This is a genomic window from Rhodoferax sp., from assembly GCF_034519335.1.
Taxonomy (GTDB): domain Bacteria; phylum Pseudomonadota; class Gammaproteobacteria; order Burkholderiales; family Burkholderiaceae_C; genus Allorhodoferax.
Window position 1 is genome coordinate 1 of sequence record NZ_JAXHOL010000044.1, and the last position, 17,219, is coordinate 17,219.

Genomic DNA, 17,219 nt, shown 5'->3' on the forward strand with positions numbered 1-17,219 from the left:
AGGACGCTTTGCTAGGCCAAAAATAGCATGGTTCCCGTCAGCCATCAAAGCCTGCCAGCTCAACCTGGCAGGCTTTTTTTGCTTTCGAGCACCTTTTATTGCATATGGCTGATGACAAGCGCCACGACAAGCTTTAGCCTGACGGCGAATCCATTTGTTTGACACCCGCATCCCATGGAGACCACGCAATGAAGCTCAGCCTGAAACTACCTTTGGCATTTGCCATCGCCTTGGCCCTGCTGTTTGTGGGGGGCATGTTTGGCATTAGCACCCTCAACAGCGCCGTAGGCACCTACCAAAACGACGTGTTGGGCCACGTTGCCGCCAACAAAAAAGCGGCCGACATTGCCGGCCACTTCTCCACCGCCATCCAAGAATGGAAGAACGTGCTCTTGCGCGGCAAGGAGCCCAAAGACCTGGAGCGCTACTGGGCGGCCCACCAACAAGAAATGGCGGCTGTAGGCAAAGGCCTGAACGAGCTCAACAGCATGCTGGAGCCCGGCACCGCCAAAGACACAGCGACCAAGCTCACCGCCGCCATGCAGTCTGCGGCCCAAGGATATGAGACGGCACTCCAAGCCTACAAAGCGGCCGACGCCGATTACGCCGCAGGCGATAAAGCGGCACGTGGCAAAGACCGGGATGCCGTGGCCTTGTTGGGCGAACTGCGCAAACAGCTCTCAGAACAGGAGCAAATGGCCTCCGAAGGCGCCAGCGCCGTGGCGGCCCGCGGCAGCAAGCTGGCCTATGGCGTGATGGTGTTGGTCACCCTGGCCGGCTTGGCCGGCAGCGTTCTGCTAAGCCGCCAAATCGTGCGACCGCTGAACGAAGCAGTGACCGTGGCAGACCGGGTCGCCGGGGGTGACCTGACAGCCCAACTGGATATACAGGGACGCGATGAGGTGGCGGCACTGATGCGCTCCCTGCAGTCCATGCAAAGCAGCCTGGCGACCCTGGTGATCAAAGTGCGTGAGGGCTCGCAAGGTGTGGCCTTGGCAAGCTCCGAAATTGCGCAGGGCAACCACGACCTATCGGCCCGCACCGAGCAGCAGGCCAGCGCGCTGGAGGAAGCAGCCGCCAGCATGGAGGAACTGGGCTCGGCCGTCAGCCACAGTGCAGACAACGCGCGCCAGGCCAGCCAGATGGCGACCAGCGCCTCCACCGTGGCACAGCAAGGTGGAGACGTAGTCGCCCAAGTGGTGGATACCATGAAAGACATCAACGAGTCCTCCAGCCGCATCTCCGAAATCATCAGCGTGATTGACGGAATCGCCTTTCAAACCAACATTCTGGCCCTCAACGCCGCCGTGGAAGCCGCCCGGGCTGGTGAGCAAGGCCGTGGCTTTGCAGTAGTAGCCAGCGAAGTGCGCGCCCTGGCCGGGCGTAGCGCTGACGCCGCCAAAGAGATCAAAACCCTGATTGGCGCCAGCGTAGCCCGGGTGGAGCAAGGCACCACACTGGTGGACCAGGCTGGCAGCACCATGGGCGAGGTGGTTACTGCCATCCGGCGCGTGCCGGACATCGTGGCAGAGATCAGCGCCGCCAGCACCGAGCAAAACACCGGAGTGGCCCAGGTCAGCGAAGCCGTGGCCCAAATTGACCAGGCCACCCAACAAAACGCCGCCTTGGTGGAGCAAATGGCTGCCGCAGCCAGTGGACTCAAACAGCAGGCAGCAGACCTGGTTTCTCTGGTAGCCGTCTTCAAGGTAGACGCCAACCGCCCGGCCACGCTGCCGGCCTGAGCGACTTTCAGTTGGCCCAGCGCAGCCGGTCCAGCGCGTCGGTGGTGGCGTCTGCAGCGGCCGACTCCACCGGTTCCCCGTGGTTGTAGCCATACCGCACCAGCAGCACCGGACAACCAGCCGCGCGGGCGGCCTGCGCATCGTTGCTCGAATCGCCCACCATGAGCGTGCGGGCTGGCTGGGTGCCCAACAAACCACAGGCATGCAAGAGCGGCATGGGATCTGGCTTCTTGCGGGCCACAGCGTCGCCACCCACCACATGCAGGAAGAAGTGATCCAGCCCCTTGTGGGCCAGCAGGGTTTGGGCAAAAGCGGTGGGCTTGTTGGTCACGCAAGCCAGGCGCAGCCCGGCCGCCTGCCATTGCTGCAAAGCTTGCAGAGCACCAGGATAAACCGCCGAGTACTGGCCATTGATGGCCTGGTAATGGACTTGGTAGTGGCCCCAGGCTTGCTCGTACAACGCTATCAAATCAGTAGCTGTTAGCGCAGCGTCTACGTGCTTAAGTAGGCTTTTTATCAAGTGCTCTGAACCCTTGCCCACCATGCGCTCCACCAGGGTGTGGTCCACGGGAAAGCCGAAAAACGGGGCAGGCAAGTCGTTCAGCGTGCGCTTCAGTGCCTCGACGAAATCACCCAAGGTGTCGACCAAGGTCCCATCCAGATCCACGATAGCAGCGTCAAACTGGCGCAGGGGCCAGGGCAAGAGAGTCTCAGTCACCCGTCATTCCTTTGAAAGTTCCGCCAAAGCGCGCGCGCCACCGGCTTGCACCCATGCCACCAAGGCCGGGGCCTCCAGAGGGCGGCTGAACCAGTACCCTTGCCCGCGCTCACATCCCATGGCCAGCATCTGTGCGGCTTGCTCCGGGGTCTCGATACCTTCGGCCACAGTACCCAGCCCAAGAGCGCTAGCCATGCGCAAGGTGGCGTCGATCAAGACACGGTGGTATTCGCTCTGGCCGGCCTGGCTCACAAACGAGCGGTCAATTTTGACGCGCATTCACCGGCAGTTCGTGCAGACAGGACAAAGATGAGTACCCAGTGCCGAAGTCGTCCAGCGACAAGCCCACGCCCAACGCGCGAATCTCACGCAGCGTCTGCTGAACGTCCTTGTCTTGGGCGGCCAAGCTTTCGGTCACCTCCAGCACCAGTTGCTCGGGCACCATGTTGTGGGTGCGGATCGCATCCAGGATGTCCGCGACCAAGCGAGGCTGGCGCAATTGCGCACGCGACAGGTTGACCGCCACGCTGGGCGGCGCCAGTGGCCCCAACTGATGCTGCAATTGCTCAAAAGTACTGCAGGCCCGCTGCAACACAAATTGGCCCAGCGTATCAATCAGTCCACAGGCCTCCGCCACCGGGATGAAGTCCACTGGTGACACCAAACCGCGTTGCGGGTGCTGCCAACGCACCAGTGCCTCCACCCCCAACAAGGCATGGCTGCCCAGTTGCACCACGGGTTGGTAGACCACAAACATCTGTCCCAGTGCGAGTGCCTGGCGCAGGTCGTTTTCCAGCGAGACGGAGGCATTCACCCGCTGGCGCATGGCCGGGTCGAACATGGCATACCGGGCCCGCCCGGTGCGTTTGGCCTCGTACATGGCGATGTCGGCGTCGCGCAGCACGCTGTCGGCATCCGGCTCGGCGTGGGTGCTGGTCACAATCCCAATGCTGACTGTAGAACTCACCCGGTGCCCTTCCACCTGGTAGGGCGCCGCCAGTACGTCGAGCAGGCGACTGGCCACAATCTCAGCGTCCAAATCGCCCCGAATGTCGTCCAGCAGCACCACAAATTCATCGCCACCAATGCGGGCAGCCATTTGTGCAAAGTCGCTGGTATGGACAAAACTGTCGCCGGGGCGAAGGCTGTCTTGCAAACGTCGCGCAATCTGGCGCAGCAGCTCATCCCCCACGGTGTGGCCCAGGGTGTCGTTGACCTGTTTGAAGCGGTCAAAGTCCATGAACAACACCGCAAAGTTGTAGCCGGGCTGCTGGCGGTGGCGCTCAATCGCCTGGCGGATTTTCTCTACCACCACAGTCCGGTTGGGCAGCTGGGTCAGCCCGTCGGTGCGGGCCGCCACACGCAACTGCTGCTCCATCGCCTTCTGGGCATTCACATCCATGGCCACGCCGGCCATGCGCAGGGCACGGCCTTGCACATCTCGGTCGGCCACATTGCCGGTAAACAACATCCAGACCCAGCGGCCGGCACGGTGATGCGCCCGCACCGAAAGCCGGTGCGGCGTATCCGGGTCGCGCAAATGCTGGCGCAAGGACTCTTGCCAGTGCGCCTGGTCATCCGGGTGAATGAGCGCAAACCAGCTGGTCGCCTGCATGTCCAGTTCACCGGGCATATAACCCAAAGTCGCCAAAAACCGGTCGTTGCAGTGGATGGTGTCGGCCACCATGTCCCAGTGCCAGATGCCCAGGCCCGCGCCGTCTACTGCCAGACGCAACACCTGCTGCTGGTTGCGCACCTCGGTCATATCGGTGGCAACCAGCACCCAGCCGTTGAGCGTGCCGTCCTCGTGACTGATGGGCTGCATGTCTACCAGCACCCAGCCGAGCTCGGCCGTGCGGGTGGCAATGCGGATTTCGCGCTTGATGCCCTGGCTCTGGCGCAAGGCTGCGTAAAACTCGGCAAAGCGTGCGGGGTCTGCACTGCGTGCCTTCAACAGGGTGCCAATGCGTCGCCCCCGCGCTTTGGCTTGGGAGTAACTGGTCAGTCGGCTGAACGCCTCATTGACCCATACAACCCGGTGCGTCCGGTCTGTAATGGCGATCGCATTCGAGCTCAGTTCTGCCACCAAGGCGAGGCGCTTCAGGTGGTCGGCTTGCCGGGCCAAGGTCTCGTACTGACGGCGCACCGCTCGGGCCGTGGGCTCCACCACTGCGAAAGCCAGTACACCCCCCAGGACCAGAATGCCGCCCAGAACCCCCCAAATGGTGGACACTGCTCGGCGACTGCGCCGCGATATGTCGGCGCCGATCTCCTGGACCAATGCATAGATAGAAATCTCGGCAAGCGCGATGGCGTCTTGTGCGTGTTGTAGCCCGCTGGCTGACAACGCGCCGTTGGCCGCCTGCCCGGCCTGCGGAAGATGCTCCAGGCTGCGCCACATGCCGTCACGGCCAACCTGCCAGGCCTGCAACGCAGCCAACACCTCGGGCGCTACAAACGGCTCACGCTGGACCTGTTGTTGCATCAACCCATCGAGGCGTGCGGCTTCATTGCGGGAACGCAGCAACAGCGTCGCCAGCTCATCAGTCACCGTGCGGGAAGCGCCCGGCGGTTGCTGCAGTTGCAATGTCAAGACTGCCAGGCGCTGGGTCAAGACCCGTTGTTCACCAATGGACTGAAGAATTTCGATATCCAGCTGGCGAATATCTTGCCAGTGCTGGGACAACCAAGCCCGCACGCTGCCCAAAGCCACCAGAAGCAACAACACGCCGTACATGGCCAATCGCACCCGCACGTGTGCATTGCGGCCCTCCAAACCAGACACAGCGAACAGGTCGCCCAGCAACTTGGCCTTTTGCGGCTTCACGTCCGTCATGGTCACTGCGTCAGATGGGAAGCGGGCGTCAGGCGGTCAGTGCCAGGCGCATGGCGTCGATCACGCCCTTGTAGTCAGGCTTGCCAAAGATGGCACTGCCGGCGACAAAGGTGTCGGCACCGGCATCGGCCACGCGGCGGATGTTGTCGGTTTTGATGCCGCCGTCTACCTCCAGGCGAATATCTTTGCCCGATGCATCAATCCGTTTGCGCACGTCTTCGATCTTGCGCAGCGCCGAATCAATAAAGCTCTGGCCCCCAAAGCCCGGGTTCACACTCATGATCAGAATGAGGTCGATGTCCTCGATCACCCAATCCAGCACATCCAGCGGCTCTGCCGGGTTGAACACCAAACCGGCTTTCACGCCCTTGCTCTTGATGGCCTGGATGCTGCGGTGCACATGGCCTGAGGCATCGGGGTGAAAGCTGATGTAGTCAGCCCCAGCCTCGGCAAAGCTGGCGGCCAGCGCATCCACGGGGGAGATCATCAGGTGCACGTCAATAGGCACCGCCACGCCAGCCGCCGTCTTGGCGTGCGGCTTCAAAGCGCTGCAAATCATGGGGCCGAAGGTCAAGTTGGGCACGTAATGGTTGTCCATCACGTCAAAGTGAATCCAGTCGGAGCCTGCAGCGATCACATTTTTGACCTCTTCCCCCAGGCGGGCGAAGTCAGCGGACAGGATGGAAGGGGCGATGCGGTACGTCATGGCGGGGCTTGGGAAGGGTGTTGACAAGGCCGTTATTTTCGCAGGTAGCATTGGCCCATGGCCAAATATGAATTTCTGGTGGAGGTTGCTCCCCAATACCTTCCCGACCAATCTGCCCCTGCCGATGACCTGTACGTGTTTGCGTACACCATCACCATTACCAACACAGGTGATATTCCAGCGCAGCTGATCGCGCGCACCTGGAACGTCAACGATGCCAACGGCCACACCGAAAAGGTGAAGGGCCTGGGGGTCGTGGGCCAACAGCCCCTGCTCAAACCGGGCCAATCTTTTGAGTACACCAGCGGCACCCGGCTGCGCACCCCAACCGGCACCATGCACGGCAGCTTTTTTTGCGTCGCCGAAGACGGCGAGAAGTTTGATGCTGACATCCCCATGTTTGTGCTGGATGCCCTGAGTGATGCGGGTGGCTCCCGCACCTTGCACTGATGGCCGCCCCCACCATGACCCGCGATATTTCTACCCTGTTGGAGACGCTGAACCCCGATGCGGGCTTGGTTGAGCGCCATGTCTGGCTGATTCGCCTGCTGGAGTGGATACGCGGTGACAACAGTACGCCCGAAGCCGCCATAGCACGGGTAGACCTCTGGTTGGACGTGCTGGATGCCCGCCCTCAAACTGCTGAAAAGCTGCGGACTTGGTGGCGCGCCATCTTGTACACCGTAGATGGCAGCACATTGCTCTCGGACTACGGCTTTGGCTCGCGCAATGCGTTTGTGAGCGAATTGGTGGACCGCCTGCACCACAAGCTTCTGCCCGCCACGCCCGAGACGACCGATGCCTCTGAATTATTTGGCTTGGTGCTGGACGATGCGCAAGATGCGCAGTGGCTAGCCGCTTTGCCCACCCTCACCTTGCAACGCTTGGCGCAGGTTCTGAGCTTGCCAGCGGTGGGGCATAACGCAGCCCTGCACCCCAGTTTGACCCACTGGCGCAGCACCCTGCTGGATGCCATGACCTTTTGCACCAGCCAGATCAGTGCAGCCGGTTTTTCACCCGAAATTCGCCTGCGCATGAGCAACCCCGCGCGCCAGGCCAGCCCCTTTCACAGCCTGGCAGCCGATCTGGACGCCGTGCGAGATGCCTGGTTGGCAGGAGAAGACACCCAGGCGGCCGTACAACATTTCCGCAGCCAGTTGGAGGCCTGCCGGCACGCAGCGGCATCGGTCTACACCCACCTTGACGCCCATGGCATTTCGGTGGACTTGGTGTTCCGCTTGCGCCAGCTGCGCGAACGGGTGCTGCGCGTGCGTGCCCTGCTGGACTGCCTGCTGGACGACGACAGCTACCGCGCCAGTGCGCGGCTGGTGTCGCACCTGGCCAGCGTGAGCCAGGAGCAGCGCAGCATCGGCGCCTTGGTGGCATCCAACTCCTCTCTGCTGGCCGCCAAAGTGGCTGAGCGCAGCTCGGAGACAGGAGAACACTACATCACCCGAACCCGTGCTGAATACCGGGAGATGCTGGGCAACGCCGCAGGCGGCGGCGCGCTCACGGCGCTCACCACAGCCATGAAGTTCGGCATCATGGCGCTGGGCCTGTCTGCCTTCTGGGGCGGCTTTTGGTCGGGCGTGTCGTATGCACTGAGCTTTGTGATCATCCAGCTGCTGCACTTCACGCTGGCCACCAAACAGCCGGCCATGACGGCCCCCGCCATGGCGGCCAAACTCAAGGACATCTCGGACGCGCAGGCACTTGGAGCCTTTGTCGACGAGGTCACGCACCTGGTGCGCTCGCAAGTGGCAGCGGTATTGGGCAATGTGGCGGTGGTGTTTCCGGTGGCCATTGCGCTATCTGCTGCCATGGCCCTGACGCTGGGCGCCCCCATGATCAGCGAGGACCGCGCCCACTACGTGCTGCAGTCGCTCACGCTGATGGGGCCATCCCTGCTATTTGCCGCTTTTACCGGCGTGTTGCTGTTCTCCAGCAGCATCATTGCTGGCTGGGTGGAAAACTGGTTTGTCCTGCACCGGCTGGACTCAGCCATCCGCTACAACCCGCGCATCACGGGATGGCTGGGCACCGCGCGGGCCGACCGCTGGGCGCAATTCATGCGACGCAACATCTCCGGCTTGGCCGCCAACATCTCCTTGGGCTTCATGCTCGGCTTGGTGCCGCCCATCCTGGCCTTTTTGGGCCCGGCGCTGGACGTGCGCCACGTCACGCTGTCGGCCGGGCAGCTGGGTGCCGCTTGCGCCGCCCTGGGCTGGGAGGTGGTGAAGAACCCCGCCTTGTGGTGGGCCGTGGCCAGCATCCCCTTCATTGGCGTGCTCAATGTGGGCGTGAGCTTTTACCTGGCCTTCCGCGTAGCGCTGCAGGCGCACAACGTGTCGGGCGTGGGACGATCGCGCATCCAGGGTGCCATCTGGGTACGCCTGCGCCAGGCGCCGGGCAGCTTCTTCTGGCCCGCACGCGACAGCGGGACCTGACGCGCTGTGGCCGGGCTAGGCGAATTTGAACTGATTGCGCGCTACTTCCAGCGCCCCGGGCGAGCGCTGGACGCTGGCGTGGCGCTGGGCGTGGGTGACGACTGCGCGCTGTTGCAGCCGACGCCAGGCATGCAATGGGCCGTCAGCAGCGACATGCTGGTCAGCGGCCGCCACTTTTTTGCCGACGCAGACCCGCGCACCTTGGGCCACAAGGCACTGGCCGTCAACCTGAGCGACCTGGCAGCCTGCGGCGCCCGGCCGCGCGCCTTCACGCTGGCGCTGGCCCTGCCCGACGCACGGGCCGAGTGGCTGCAACCCTTCTCTGAAGGCCTGTTTGCGCTGGCTGACGCACATGGCTGCGCGCTGATTGGCGGCGACACCACGCGCGGCCCGCTCAACATCTGCATCACCGTGATGGGCGAAGTGCCACCGGGCCAAGCCCTGCTGCGCAGCGGTGCCCAGCTGGGCGACGATGTGTACGTGAGCGGCACGCTGGGTGATGCTGCGCTGGCGCTGCAATGCCTACAAGGCAACATCGCTCTGCCCCCCGCCATGCTGGCCCAGGCCCGCCAGCGGCTGGAGCAGCCCACCCCCCGCGTAGCCCTGGGCCTGGCGCTGCGTGGCGTGGCCAGCGCCGCAGCCGATGTGAGCGACGGCCTGCTGGGCGACCTGGGTCACATCCTGGCGCAGAGTGGCCTGGGAGCTACTTTGGATGCCGATATTGCTATTAATTTAATAGCTGTTTGCGCATACTCCAATGGGCATGGAGGCCAATTTGATTCCAAAATACCGGCCACACTGGCTTTGCAGTGTGTGCTAGCCGGTGGCGACGACTACGAGCTGGTCTTCACTGCGCCGCCCGCGCAATCAGCCGCCGTGCAGGCCGCCGCGCTGGCGAGCGGCACGCGGGTGACGCGCATTGGCCGCACCGAGACGATGGCCGGTGTGCGCGTGGTAGATGGCAGCGGCACGCAGTTGCCCGGCTCCTGGGCCAGCTTCGACCACTTTGCCACCCGGCCCAGCGCCTGAGCCATGCCCAGCGGCAGCTACATCTTGCAACGCCTGCGCAAGCTGGGGCTCAGCGACGCGGTGGCCGCGCAAACTGCGACGGTGGTGAAGGTGCAGTCCTTTGACGCCGGGCGCAAGATCTGGGGCAAGGGCAGCGAGGTAGGCCATTGGCAGTACATCATCAGCGGCTTGGTGTCGGCCTCCATTTCCACCACCAACTCCGAGTCCACGCCCCTGTCCATCTACGGCAAAGGGGCCTGGTTTGGCGAGCAGTCCATCATCAACCGCAAGCCCAGCTTTGCCGACTACGTGTGCCTCACCGCCACCGAAGTGCTAACGCTGCCGGCCGCCACCTTTGACGCGCTGTTTGTGCAGGAGCCGCACTTTGCACGCTACGTGGCCAAGCTCATGGCGTGGCGGGTGCAAAAGACGTCGGAAACGCTGACCCTGATGAAGCTGGGCAACCCCTGCCTGCGCGTGGTGATGGGCCTGGCCCAGTTTGCCGAGGCGCTGGCCTACAAGTCGGACCGGCCGCCCACCATTGGCTTTGGCGAAGGGGTGGAGATTCCCATCGCCCAGACCACACTGGCCTCGCTGTGCGGCGTATCGCGCACGCTGTTTTCGGAGTACGTGCAGCAGCTGGCCCAAAACGGCTGGCTCAAAATTTCTTACGGCAAGCTGGAGATTCTGAACATTGGCACATGGCACGCCTTTGCACGCAGCCAACGCGAAGACAGTGTGAGCCACCTCAGCGCAACTATTGGCGAACTGCTGCAAGTGCTGCGCGATTTGGAGCCGGCCTGACACTGCGCAGCCCCCCTCGCGCGGGATGTCAGGCTACGTTGCTGAGCACTTGGCGCGCGCGGAGGTTGAGCTGGTGGCAGGGCGTGCTGTCGGGGCTGCCCAGGAAGTACCCTTGCGCCCAGTGAACCCCGAGGCGAGCCACAGCGCGCAGCGTGTCTTCCGACTCCACCGCCTTGGCAACCAACAAGCTATCGTGCTTGCGGGTCAGACGCACCAGACTCTCCACGGTCTTCGCCTGTTGCGGTTCGTTGGCCAGGTTGTGGGTCCAACGCGGCGCCAGCTTCACCACATTGGGTAACACCTTGGCCCAGGCCTGCATGCCGCGGTCCGAGGGTTTGAAGTCATCCAGCGCCACCACCACCCCGGCTGCGCGCAGGGGCTTGAGTGCTGCCACCAGCAAACCCAAGTCGGGTAGCAGGCCGTAGTCGGTCACATCCAGCCCCACCTTGCGTGCCGGTATGCCGTGCTCGCGCATGCGCTCCAGTATCAGACCACTGAGATCCGAGCTGTACAGCAGCGTCAGCGTCACAGCACTCAGGTTTACAAACAGCTGTCCACGTGGCCCCTCAGCCACCCACTGTTCAAACGCCTGCTCCACGCATTCCAGTTCAAAATTCTTTAGGCAGCGCTCATCGTGAGAGGCTCGCAACATGCGCTCAACCGTCAGATCAGACTGGGAGAAAGGTGCGCGCGCCAGCGCCTCATGGCCCACGATGGCACCACTTTGCAGGTCCACCATAGGTTGGAATACTGCACGCAACGAACGGTTTTTCAGCAAGGGCATGACGCGGGGAGCTGGCTCAGCGCGGCGGCGGCGCCACCAGGTGCGCAGGGTATGGTGCAAAGACATGCCCCCATTGAAACCGCGCTACCCAACGCCCGCAAACCGAACCGTCCACAGCTGAACAATTAGGATGTGGGGGTTGCCGCTCCCGTTTTCCCCAATTTTTGATGCTGCCCTGATGAGTGCCCTGACCCTGACCCGCGAGAAGATCTACCGCACCGTGGCGCGACAGTTGCACGGTGTAGTGCCCTGCTGGATTTGTGGTGAACACGTGGCCCATGCCGATGCGACGCTGGAGCACATCGTTCCACGCAGCGAGGGAGGCAGCAGCCACCAGGAGAACCTGGCCATTAGCCACGACTTCTGCAATAACCAGCGCCACATCCGCGGCACCACGCCGGAGAGCAAACGGCCGGCGAGCTCGGCCGCGCCCTAACGAAGCGCTGGTTTTTTGTCTGCCGGCGCCATCAATCGAACCAGCGCATGCCCACCAGCTTCTGCAAGCCGGAGTCGGCCGTGGCCAGCTCGGCCGGTCGGGATGGTGGCTCGGGTGGGGTCCATTTTTCGGCCAACACATTGCGGGCGCGCAGGTTCAGCGTGTCCACCGGCGCCGGGGCCGGGAAGCCCAGAAAATGCCCTTGCGCCAAGTGCACCCCCGCGTCGCGCACGATGCGCAGGTCTTCGGCATCCTCCACCGCCTTGGCCACCAGGCTGGCGCCGGTTTTGAACGCTAAGTTGGAGAGGGTGCGCAGCACCTTGGCCTTGTCCGGGTCTTGTTGCAAATCCACGGTCATGCGGCTGTCAAGCTTGACCACCGAGGGCTTGAGGCGCAGCCACAGGTCCAGGCTGCGTTGTGAGGCTTTCAGATCGTCCAGCGCAATCGAGCAACCCAGCGCTTGCAGTGCGGTGGTGCAGCGCTCCAGCGCGGCCACTTCTTTGAGTTTGCGGTGCTGGTTCACTTCCACCACCACGCGCTTGGCGGGCACGCGGTGGGCCAAAAACAAGCCCTCCAGCCGCTGGAAAGGTTTGGGTTCGCTGAGTGCTACCAGGGTGTGGGCACTGAGGTTGACATACAGGCGCCCCCCCGTGTGCGGATAACCCCAGCCTTGCAAGGCCCGGCCCATGCAGGCCAGCTCCAGTTCCGTCTGCATCTGTGCCAACTGGGCTGCATCCAGCAGGGCTTGCGGGGTATCCATATCGCTGTCTTTTTGGCCGCGCACCAAGGCCTCATGGCCTTCAATGGCACCACTTTGTAGCGCGATGATGGGTTGGTACAGCGTATCCAAGGCGCCCTGCTCCAGCACGGTCTGCAGGGGGTGGGGTGGTGTTTTGGCAGGCCAACGTTGCAGCAAGCGGTTGACCAAGGAAACATCAGACATACATCGACCTCAGGCGCAGTACAAAGGGTGGGGTGAGCAAGCTTTTGGGAGCTTGGCGCAATTTACGCGCAAAGCCCTTGGGGCGCCATGCCCAATTGTTCCGGTTTGCATACGCCGGGCTCGGCCCGCCGCCATCTACCCGTCGCCTTGCATCCGGGCCAGTGCCTCTGGTGGCGCCACCATGCGCAGGTAGTCGGCCAGGGTTTTGCCCGGTTCGTCGGCGAAACGACTCGCAGCACTTTGTAACAATTCAAGCCGCTCCATGCGGTCCAGCCGGAAGCTGCGGAAGTCTTGTCGGGCCTCGCACCAGGCTACCAGTGTCCAGACTTTGCCCCAGTAGAAACAGCCCAGTGGCCGCAGGGTTCGCTGGCTGGGCTGGTCGTTCACATCGCGGTAGTCCACCTGCACCTTGCAACGGACCTGGGCGGCTTCGCGCAAGGTTTGCAGCGTAGCTTGCACCGCCGGCTCGAGCCCGACGGGCGGCGCATACACCGCCATGCTTTGTGCAGCCACCCGCGCAGCTACGGGCAGCACCGACAAAATTTTGCCCAGCGCCACTTGGGAGTTTTGTGCCAGCACCGGGTCTTGCCAGACTTGGGCCATGCGCACCGAGGCCACCAGCGCACGCGCCTCGTCCACGGTGAACATCAATGGCGGCAAGTCAAAACCCTGACCCAGGCGGTAACCCACACCGGCCTCACCTTCAATGGGAACGCCCTGGTGCTGCAGGTCTGCCACATCGCGGTAGACCGTACGCTCGGACACCTCCAGCCGCCGCGCCAAAAAGGCTGCGGTGGTGAGGCGTCGCCCCCGGATGAGCTGGACGATGTGGAACAGGCGGTCGGCGCGGCGCATGGGATTTTTAAGTGTTTTCGGCCTTTAACCCCATGATACTTGCGCAAGCAGCTATTAAAATAATAGCACTCTTACACTGAAGCGGCGCGACTTGGAGGTGATTCAGGCCAACGCGTGCAAGCCGACGCGATTGCCGTCCAGATCGGTAATGTGGGCGAAGTAGCCCATGCCCGGTGGCAATGCGGTGCGCGGCTGTGCAATCTGGCCACCTTGCCCAACGACGCGCTGCAGCGCCGCATCCAGCGACGGCGTGGCATCCAGATAGACCAGCGTGCCGGCACGCGAGACCTTGGGTGCGGTTGGCCCCATCATCAGTGCGCCACCGGTGCCGTCGGCCTGCGCGTCGTAGGCAAACACCGCGCCATGGCTGGGCCCCATGGCCTCCCGGCGCATGGGACGGCCCAGCACAGCTTCATAAAAAGACTGGGCGGCGTCGAGTTGGGTGGTGGGAATTTCAAACCAGCTGATGGCGTTTTTCATAGGGGACTCCTTGTTGCGTTAAAGAAGCCCTGATGGTGCGGGGGGGCTACTGACAGCGGTATGTCAGGAGCATGCGCTGGCCTGAAATCCGGCTACAGCGTGGCCAAAACAGGCGCGAGGCGACGCGCTGCCTGCGTATGGCCGCCGTAGCCCCAGTCGGTGGCGGGTACTTCGCGCACGATGACGTAGCTGGCCGGCTCCAGCCCCTGGCCGTCGCCCAGCTGGGCTTCCAGTTCGGCAAACGCGGTGGCAATGAAGGCCGCCTTCTGCTCGGCGGTGTTGGTGCCCTGGGTGATGCTGATCTCCAGCAGGGCCGTAGGGCGCTGCACATCCGTGCCATTCACATGCCAGCGCGCGGCGGGCACGTCGTCGATCACCACTGCGGTGACTTCGGCACGTTTGCCCAGTTGCTCGTGGGTGATACGGGTCAGCGCCTCGGCCAGGGCGCGGTAGCGCGATGGGTTTTGCAGCGGCGAAATTTTGAGTTGCAGGGTGGGCATGGTCAGGCTTTCGTGGTGGAAGAGGTGTTGGTGGAACCGCCAGCGCGGCGGGCCAGGCGGGCCTGGAGTCGGGTGGCGCTGCGCAAAGCCAGCACTTGGCTACCGGCCAGGCTGCGCTGCCACACGGCGTCGGCACTGCGCCAGAAGGCGTCTACCGCCTCACGGCGCAGGCGGCGTGCGTCGCGCCGGGCTTGGTCGTACAGATGGGCGAGTGCAGTGGTTTCTGGGTTGGCTGGGAACATGGTGGACTCCGGGTGGATTCAGGGGTTGGTGCGATGGCTTGAACTTTATTGATATGACCACCATTCGGAAACCGCACGAAACCCATATTGGTTTTGCAGTATTTGCAAAACCAAGCCCAAGCACCGCACAATCGGTCATGCAACTCCAACTCGATGACGTCGCCCTGTTCACCCGTATTGCTAAGCTGGGCACCCTCTCGGCCGCAGCGCGCGAGCGCAATGTGCCAGTGAGCCAGGTGACGCGCGCGCTGACCCGGCTGGAAGCCACCTGTGGCGTGCGCCTGCTGCACCGCACCACCCACGGACTGAGCCTGACCGACGAAGGCGACACCCTGCTTGCCTATGGCCAGCGCCTGCTGGACACCACGGCCGAGCTGGACAGCGAACTCAGCGGCAAGCTCAGCGGGCCGAGCGGCTGGGTGCGCATCAGCGTGAGCCCGCTGATGGCCGAGTGTGTGATCGCGCCCAGCCTGGAAGGGCTGTACCAGCGCTGGCCACTGCTGCACATCGACATCAACGCCGACGACCGCATTGCCGACATGGCGCGCGATGGCGTTGACATTGCCATCCGCACTGGCACCGTGGCCAGCGACACACTGGTGGCGCGGCAGATTGGCGAATACGGCCGCACCCTGTATGCCGCACCACGCTATTTGGCGCGCTGCGGCACCCCCCAGCACCCCGATGACCTGGCCCGCCACCACCTGATTGCCAACAGCGCCAGCCCCAACCTGAACCGCTGGAGCCGCGTCGGCCAGCCTGACCTGCAGATCCGGGGCCAGACACGCGCCGACAACACCGCCCTGCTGCTGAGTCTGGTGGTTCACGGTGTGGGCATTGCACGCCTGCACGACCTGATGGCCGCGCCCTGGGTGCGCAGCGGCGCATTGGTGCCGCTGCTGCAGGACCACTTTGCCAGTCCGCGCATCCCTATCTATGCCGTGATGCTGCAGGAGCGCCACCGCCTGCCCAAGATCCGGGCGTGTATTGACTACTGGGCGGAATGGGTCGCGGGCCTGTCATGACGGTGCACACGCACTGACACGGGGCGCTGGCGGACTGCCAGAACAGGAAACACACACCGTACTGGTGCGCATACCTTGTATACCAGTGGCACGGTTTCTGCTGTACCAGATGCACCATGGCCAACGCATCCGACATCAGCACCCGCATCATTGAAGCCGTTTTGGCGCAAAAACTCGCTCCCGGCGCACGCTTGGGCGAGCAGCAGCTCGCCATGGTGTTTGACTGCAGCCGCACCATCGTGCGCGAAGCACTCACCCGCCTGGCTGCGCGCGGCATTGTGACCGTGAGCAGCCGGCGCGGCTGGTATGTGATTGAGCCATCGCTGAGTGAAGCGCGCGAGGCCTTTGAGGCGCGCCGCGTGATCGAGATGGGCCTGATTCGCTGCACCACCGAGGTGAGCAAGGCCGCCATCAAGAAACTCAAGGCGCATATCAAGACCGAACAGGCCGCCGTGAAGGGAGATGACGTGGGCCTGCGCAGTTATCTGCTGGGCGACTTTCACGTGTGCCTGGCCGAATGTCTGGGCAACAGCCTGCTGGCCGACACGCTGCGTGACTTCACCGCGCGCACCACGCTGATCGCCATGCTCTACCAATCCACCCACGACGCAGCCCACTCGTGTGCGGAGCACGGCCGCATTGTGGAAGCGCTGGAAGCGTCCGACTGGGTGCTGGCCGAACAACTCATGCAGGCCCACATCGGCCACGTGCAAGACGCACTGCGCCTGCAGACCCCTAGCGGCGACCCGTTGTCCGAGCTGCGCAGCGCGCTCAGCCCCGTGGGCGAAGGCACCAAACCGAAGCCCGTTCGTTTGGCACATGACTTGCATACAAGTCTTGGCGACAAATCCCCCAAAGACCCCTCAACCTACCTTGGAGCCCTGTTATGACTTTTCCCCTGAACAAACGCACTTTCGCCTTGGCCCTGGCCACCGGCGCCTTATTGGCCGCCACCGGCGCCCACGCACAAACGGCACTGGACGACATCATGAAGTCCAAAGTGCTCAAAGTCGCGGTACAAACAGACTCAGCCCCGTATGGTTTTGTCGGCACCGACCTCAAGCCCATCGGACTGGATGTGGACATGGCCAACCTGATTGGCAAGAAGCTGGGCGTGCCGGTGGAGCTGGTGGTGGTGGTGAGTGCCAGCCGCATCCCCGCGCTGCAAACCAAAAAAGCCGACCTGGTGATTGCCACGCTGGGCAAGAACCCTGAGCGCGAAAAAGTGATCGACTTCTCGTCTGCGTACTCCCCCTTCTTCCAGGCCGTGTTCGGCCCGAAAAACATCGCTGTGAAAAGCTTTGCAGACTTGGCCGGCAAGTCTGTGGGCGTGACCCGTGGCGCCATGGAAGACCAAGAACTGGGCAAGGTGGCACCCGCAGGCGTGGACACCAAACGCTTCGAAGACAACAACGCCACCATCGCCGCCTTCACCGCAGGCCAGGTGCAGTTCGTGGCCCTGGGCGCATCGGTGGCCGGCAACATGATGACCAAGAACCCGCAGCTCTCTGCCGAGTACAAATTGCTGCTCAAAGACAGCCCCAACTTCATCGGCATTGCCAAGGGCGAAGACAAACTCAAAGCCAAAGTCAACGAGATCATTGCCGAAGCCAAGAAAAGCGGCGAGCTGGAAGCGATGGCCAAAAAATGGCTGGGTCGTGGCCTCGGTGACTTGCCGCTGTAACGCCTGATA

Annotated in this window: 19 protein-coding genes; 9 read left to right on the forward strand and 10 right to left on the reverse strand. The window is 63.1% G+C overall.

The genetic code is table 11. From position 1 onward, the window contains the following. Window positions 1-188: 188 nt before the first annotated feature. The gene (locus U5O12_RS19315) at window positions 189-1,742 is read left to right on the forward strand and encodes a methyl-accepting chemotaxis protein (protein WP_322580212.1); all 1,554 of its coding nucleotides are present in this window, start codon (window positions 189-191) and stop codon (window positions 1,740-1,742) included. Between the two features lie 7 nt (window positions 1,743-1,749). On the opposite strand, the gene gph is transcribed toward U5O12_RS19315, so the two are convergent. From gph to rpe, 4 genes are read right to left on the reverse strand one after another with little or no spacing between them, the layout of a single operon-like run. Then, window positions 1,750-2,460, reverse strand: coding sequence for a phosphoglycolate phosphatase (gene gph / locus U5O12_RS19320; protein WP_322580213.1), 711 nt, complete (start codon window positions 2,458-2,460; stop codon window positions 1,750-1,752). 3 nt (window positions 2,461-2,463) lie between these two features. Next, window positions 2,464-2,739 (reverse strand): EAL domain-containing protein, encoded by a 276-nt coding sequence (locus U5O12_RS19325; protein WP_322580214.1) that lies wholly within the window; start codon window positions 2,737-2,739, stop codon window positions 2,464-2,466. Continuing rightward, the gene (locus U5O12_RS19330; RefSeq protein ID WP_322580215.1) at window positions 2,723-5,296 is read right to left on the reverse strand and encodes a putative bifunctional diguanylate cyclase/phosphodiesterase; all 2,574 of its coding nucleotides are present in this window, start codon (window positions 5,294-5,296) and stop codon (window positions 2,723-2,725) included. The genes U5O12_RS19325 and U5O12_RS19330 overlap by 17 nt, the downstream gene beginning before the upstream one ends. A gap of 28 nt (window positions 5,297-5,324) precedes the next feature. Beyond that, entirely contained in the window at window positions 5,325-6,002 is a 678-nt protein-coding gene (rpe, locus tag U5O12_RS19335) for a ribulose-phosphate 3-epimerase (protein ID WP_322580216.1), read from the reverse strand. Window positions 6,003-6,059: 57 nt separating this feature from the next. Between rpe and apaG the strand changes: the two genes are divergently transcribed. Genes apaG through U5O12_RS19355 form a run of 4 tightly spaced genes read left to right on the forward strand, consistent with a single transcriptional unit; the run spans window position 6,060 to window position 10,261 of the window. Then, entirely contained in the window at window positions 6,060-6,452 is a 393-nt protein-coding gene (gene apaG / locus U5O12_RS19340; RefSeq protein WP_322580217.1) for a Co2+/Mg2+ efflux protein ApaG, read from the forward strand. Further along, a complete protein-coding gene (locus U5O12_RS19345) occupies window positions 6,452-8,449 on the forward strand; it encodes a site-specific recombinase (protein ID WP_322580218.1) in 1,998 nt (665 codons plus the stop codon). The genes apaG and U5O12_RS19345 overlap by 1 nt, the downstream gene beginning before the upstream one ends. A 6-nt stretch (window positions 8,450-8,455) precedes the next feature. Further along, window positions 8,456-9,478, forward strand: coding sequence for a thiamine-phosphate kinase (gene thiL / locus U5O12_RS19350; RefSeq protein WP_322580219.1), 1,023 nt, complete (start codon window positions 8,456-8,458; stop codon window positions 9,476-9,478). A 3-nt stretch (window positions 9,479-9,481) separates the two neighbouring features. Then, window positions 9,482-10,261: a Crp/Fnr family transcriptional regulator gene (locus U5O12_RS19355; protein WP_322580220.1), complete on the forward strand. Its 780-nt coding sequence runs from the start codon at window positions 9,482-9,484 to the stop codon at window positions 10,259-10,261. A gap of 28 nt (window positions 10,262-10,289) precedes the next feature. Here U5O12_RS19355 and U5O12_RS19360 read toward each other — a convergent pair whose 3' ends face one another. Further along, window positions 10,290-11,111: an EAL domain-containing protein gene (locus U5O12_RS19360; protein ID WP_322580221.1), complete on the reverse strand. Its 822-nt coding sequence runs from the start codon at window positions 11,109-11,111 to the stop codon at window positions 10,290-10,292. 112 nt (window positions 11,112-11,223) lie between these two features. Between U5O12_RS19360 and U5O12_RS19365 the strand changes: the two genes are divergently transcribed. Beyond that, complete coding sequence (locus U5O12_RS19365) at window positions 11,224-11,481, forward strand: HNH endonuclease signature motif containing protein (RefSeq protein WP_322580222.1); 258 nt, start codon at window positions 11,224-11,226, stop codon at window positions 11,479-11,481. Between the two features lie 31 nt (window positions 11,482-11,512). On the opposite strand, the gene U5O12_RS19370 is transcribed toward U5O12_RS19365, so the two are convergent. The 5 genes from U5O12_RS19370 to U5O12_RS19390 all read right to left on the reverse strand — a co-directional run bounded on the left by U5O12_RS19370 (window position 11,513) and on the right by U5O12_RS19390 (window position 14,501). Beyond that, window positions 11,513-12,424, reverse strand: coding sequence for an EAL domain-containing protein (locus tag U5O12_RS19370; protein WP_322580223.1), 912 nt, complete (start codon window positions 12,422-12,424; stop codon window positions 11,513-11,515). 135 nt (window positions 12,425-12,559) lie between these two features. Next, window positions 12,560-13,279, reverse strand: coding sequence for a YafY family protein (locus tag U5O12_RS19375; protein WP_322580224.1), 720 nt, complete (start codon window positions 13,277-13,279; stop codon window positions 12,560-12,562). 102 nt (window positions 13,280-13,381) lie between these two features. Next, a complete protein-coding gene (locus tag U5O12_RS19380; RefSeq protein ID WP_322580225.1) occupies window positions 13,382-13,759 on the reverse strand; it encodes a VOC family protein in 378 nt (125 codons plus the stop codon). A 92-nt stretch (window positions 13,760-13,851) separates the two neighbouring features. Beyond that, on the reverse strand, window positions 13,852-14,259 hold the full coding sequence (locus U5O12_RS19385) for a tautomerase family protein (RefSeq protein ID WP_322580226.1): 408 nt from the start codon (window positions 14,257-14,259) through the stop codon (window positions 13,852-13,854). 2 nt (window positions 14,260-14,261) lie between these two features. Next, window positions 14,262-14,501 (reverse strand): hypothetical protein, encoded by a 240-nt coding sequence (locus U5O12_RS19390; RefSeq protein WP_322580227.1) that lies wholly within the window; start codon window positions 14,499-14,501, stop codon window positions 14,262-14,264. 137 nt (window positions 14,502-14,638) lie between these two features. Here U5O12_RS19390 and U5O12_RS19395 point away from each other — a divergent pair, with 137 nt between their 5' ends. The 3 genes from U5O12_RS19395 to U5O12_RS19405 all read left to right on the forward strand — a co-directional run bounded on the left by U5O12_RS19395 (window position 14,639) and on the right by U5O12_RS19405 (window position 17,210). Beyond that, window positions 14,639-15,526, forward strand: a complete 888-nt coding sequence (locus U5O12_RS19395; protein WP_322580228.1) for a LysR family transcriptional regulator — start codon at window positions 14,639-14,641, stop codon at window positions 15,524-15,526. 116 nt (window positions 15,527-15,642) lie between these two features. Then, on the forward strand, window positions 15,643-16,416 hold the full coding sequence (locus tag U5O12_RS19400) for a GntR family transcriptional regulator (RefSeq protein WP_322580229.1): 774 nt from the start codon (window positions 15,643-15,645) through the stop codon (window positions 16,414-16,416). Further along, window positions 16,413-17,210, forward strand: coding sequence for a transporter substrate-binding domain-containing protein (locus tag U5O12_RS19405; protein WP_322580230.1), 798 nt, complete (start codon window positions 16,413-16,415; stop codon window positions 17,208-17,210). Before U5O12_RS19400 ends, U5O12_RS19405 begins: the two co-directional genes overlap by 4 nt. Window positions 17,211-17,219: the final 9 nt, after the last annotated feature.

Coding starts and splice junctions, on each gene's coding strand:
- U5O12_RS19365 (WP_322580222.1), top strand. CDS start 11,224: ATGAGTGCCCTGACCCTGACCCGCGAGAAGATCTACCGCACCGTGGCG.
- U5O12_RS19380 (WP_322580225.1), bottom strand. CDS start 13,759: ATGAAAAACGCCATCAGCTGGTTTGAAATTCCCACCACCCAACTCGAC.
- U5O12_RS19400 (WP_322580229.1), top strand. CDS start 15,643: ATGGCCAACGCATCCGACATCAGCACCCGCATCATTGAAGCCGTTTTG.
- rpe (WP_322580216.1), bottom strand. CDS start 6,002: ATGACGTACCGCATCGCCCCTTCCATCCTGTCCGCTGACTTCGCCCGC.
- U5O12_RS19330 (WP_322580215.1), bottom strand. CDS start 5,296: ATGACGGACGTGAAGCCGCAAAAGGCCAAGTTGCTGGGCGACCTGTTC.
- U5O12_RS19370 (WP_322580223.1), bottom strand. CDS start 12,424: ATGTCTGATGTTTCCTTGGTCAACCGCTTGCTGCAACGTTGGCCTGCC.
- U5O12_RS19315 (WP_322580212.1), top strand. CDS start 189: ATGAAGCTCAGCCTGAAACTACCTTTGGCATTTGCCATCGCCTTGGCC.
- U5O12_RS19385 (WP_322580226.1), bottom strand. CDS start 14,259: ATGCCCACCCTGCAACTCAAAATTTCGCCGCTGCAAAACCCATCGCGC.
- U5O12_RS19345 (WP_322580218.1), top strand. CDS start 6,452: ATGGCCGCCCCCACCATGACCCGCGATATTTCTACCCTGTTGGAGACG.
- U5O12_RS19355 (WP_322580220.1), top strand. CDS start 9,482: ATGCCCAGCGGCAGCTACATCTTGCAACGCCTGCGCAAGCTGGGGCTC.
- U5O12_RS19375 (WP_322580224.1), bottom strand. CDS start 13,279: ATGCGCCGCGCCGACCGCCTGTTCCACATCGTCCAGCTCATCCGGGGG.
- U5O12_RS19390 (WP_322580227.1), bottom strand. CDS start 14,501: ATGTTCCCAGCCAACCCAGAAACCACTGCACTCGCCCATCTGTACGAC.
- U5O12_RS19325 (WP_322580214.1), bottom strand. CDS start 2,739: ATGCGCGTCAAAATTGACCGCTCGTTTGTGAGCCAGGCCGGCCAGAGC.
- U5O12_RS19395 (WP_322580228.1), top strand. CDS start 14,639: ATGCAACTCCAACTCGATGACGTCGCCCTGTTCACCCGTATTGCTAAG.
- apaG (WP_322580217.1), top strand. CDS start 6,060: ATGGCCAAATATGAATTTCTGGTGGAGGTTGCTCCCCAATACCTTCCC.
- U5O12_RS19405 (WP_322580230.1), top strand. CDS start 16,413: ATGACTTTTCCCCTGAACAAACGCACTTTCGCCTTGGCCCTGGCCACC.
- U5O12_RS19360 (WP_322580221.1), bottom strand. CDS start 11,111: ATGTCTTTGCACCATACCCTGCGCACCTGGTGGCGCCGCCGCCGCGCT.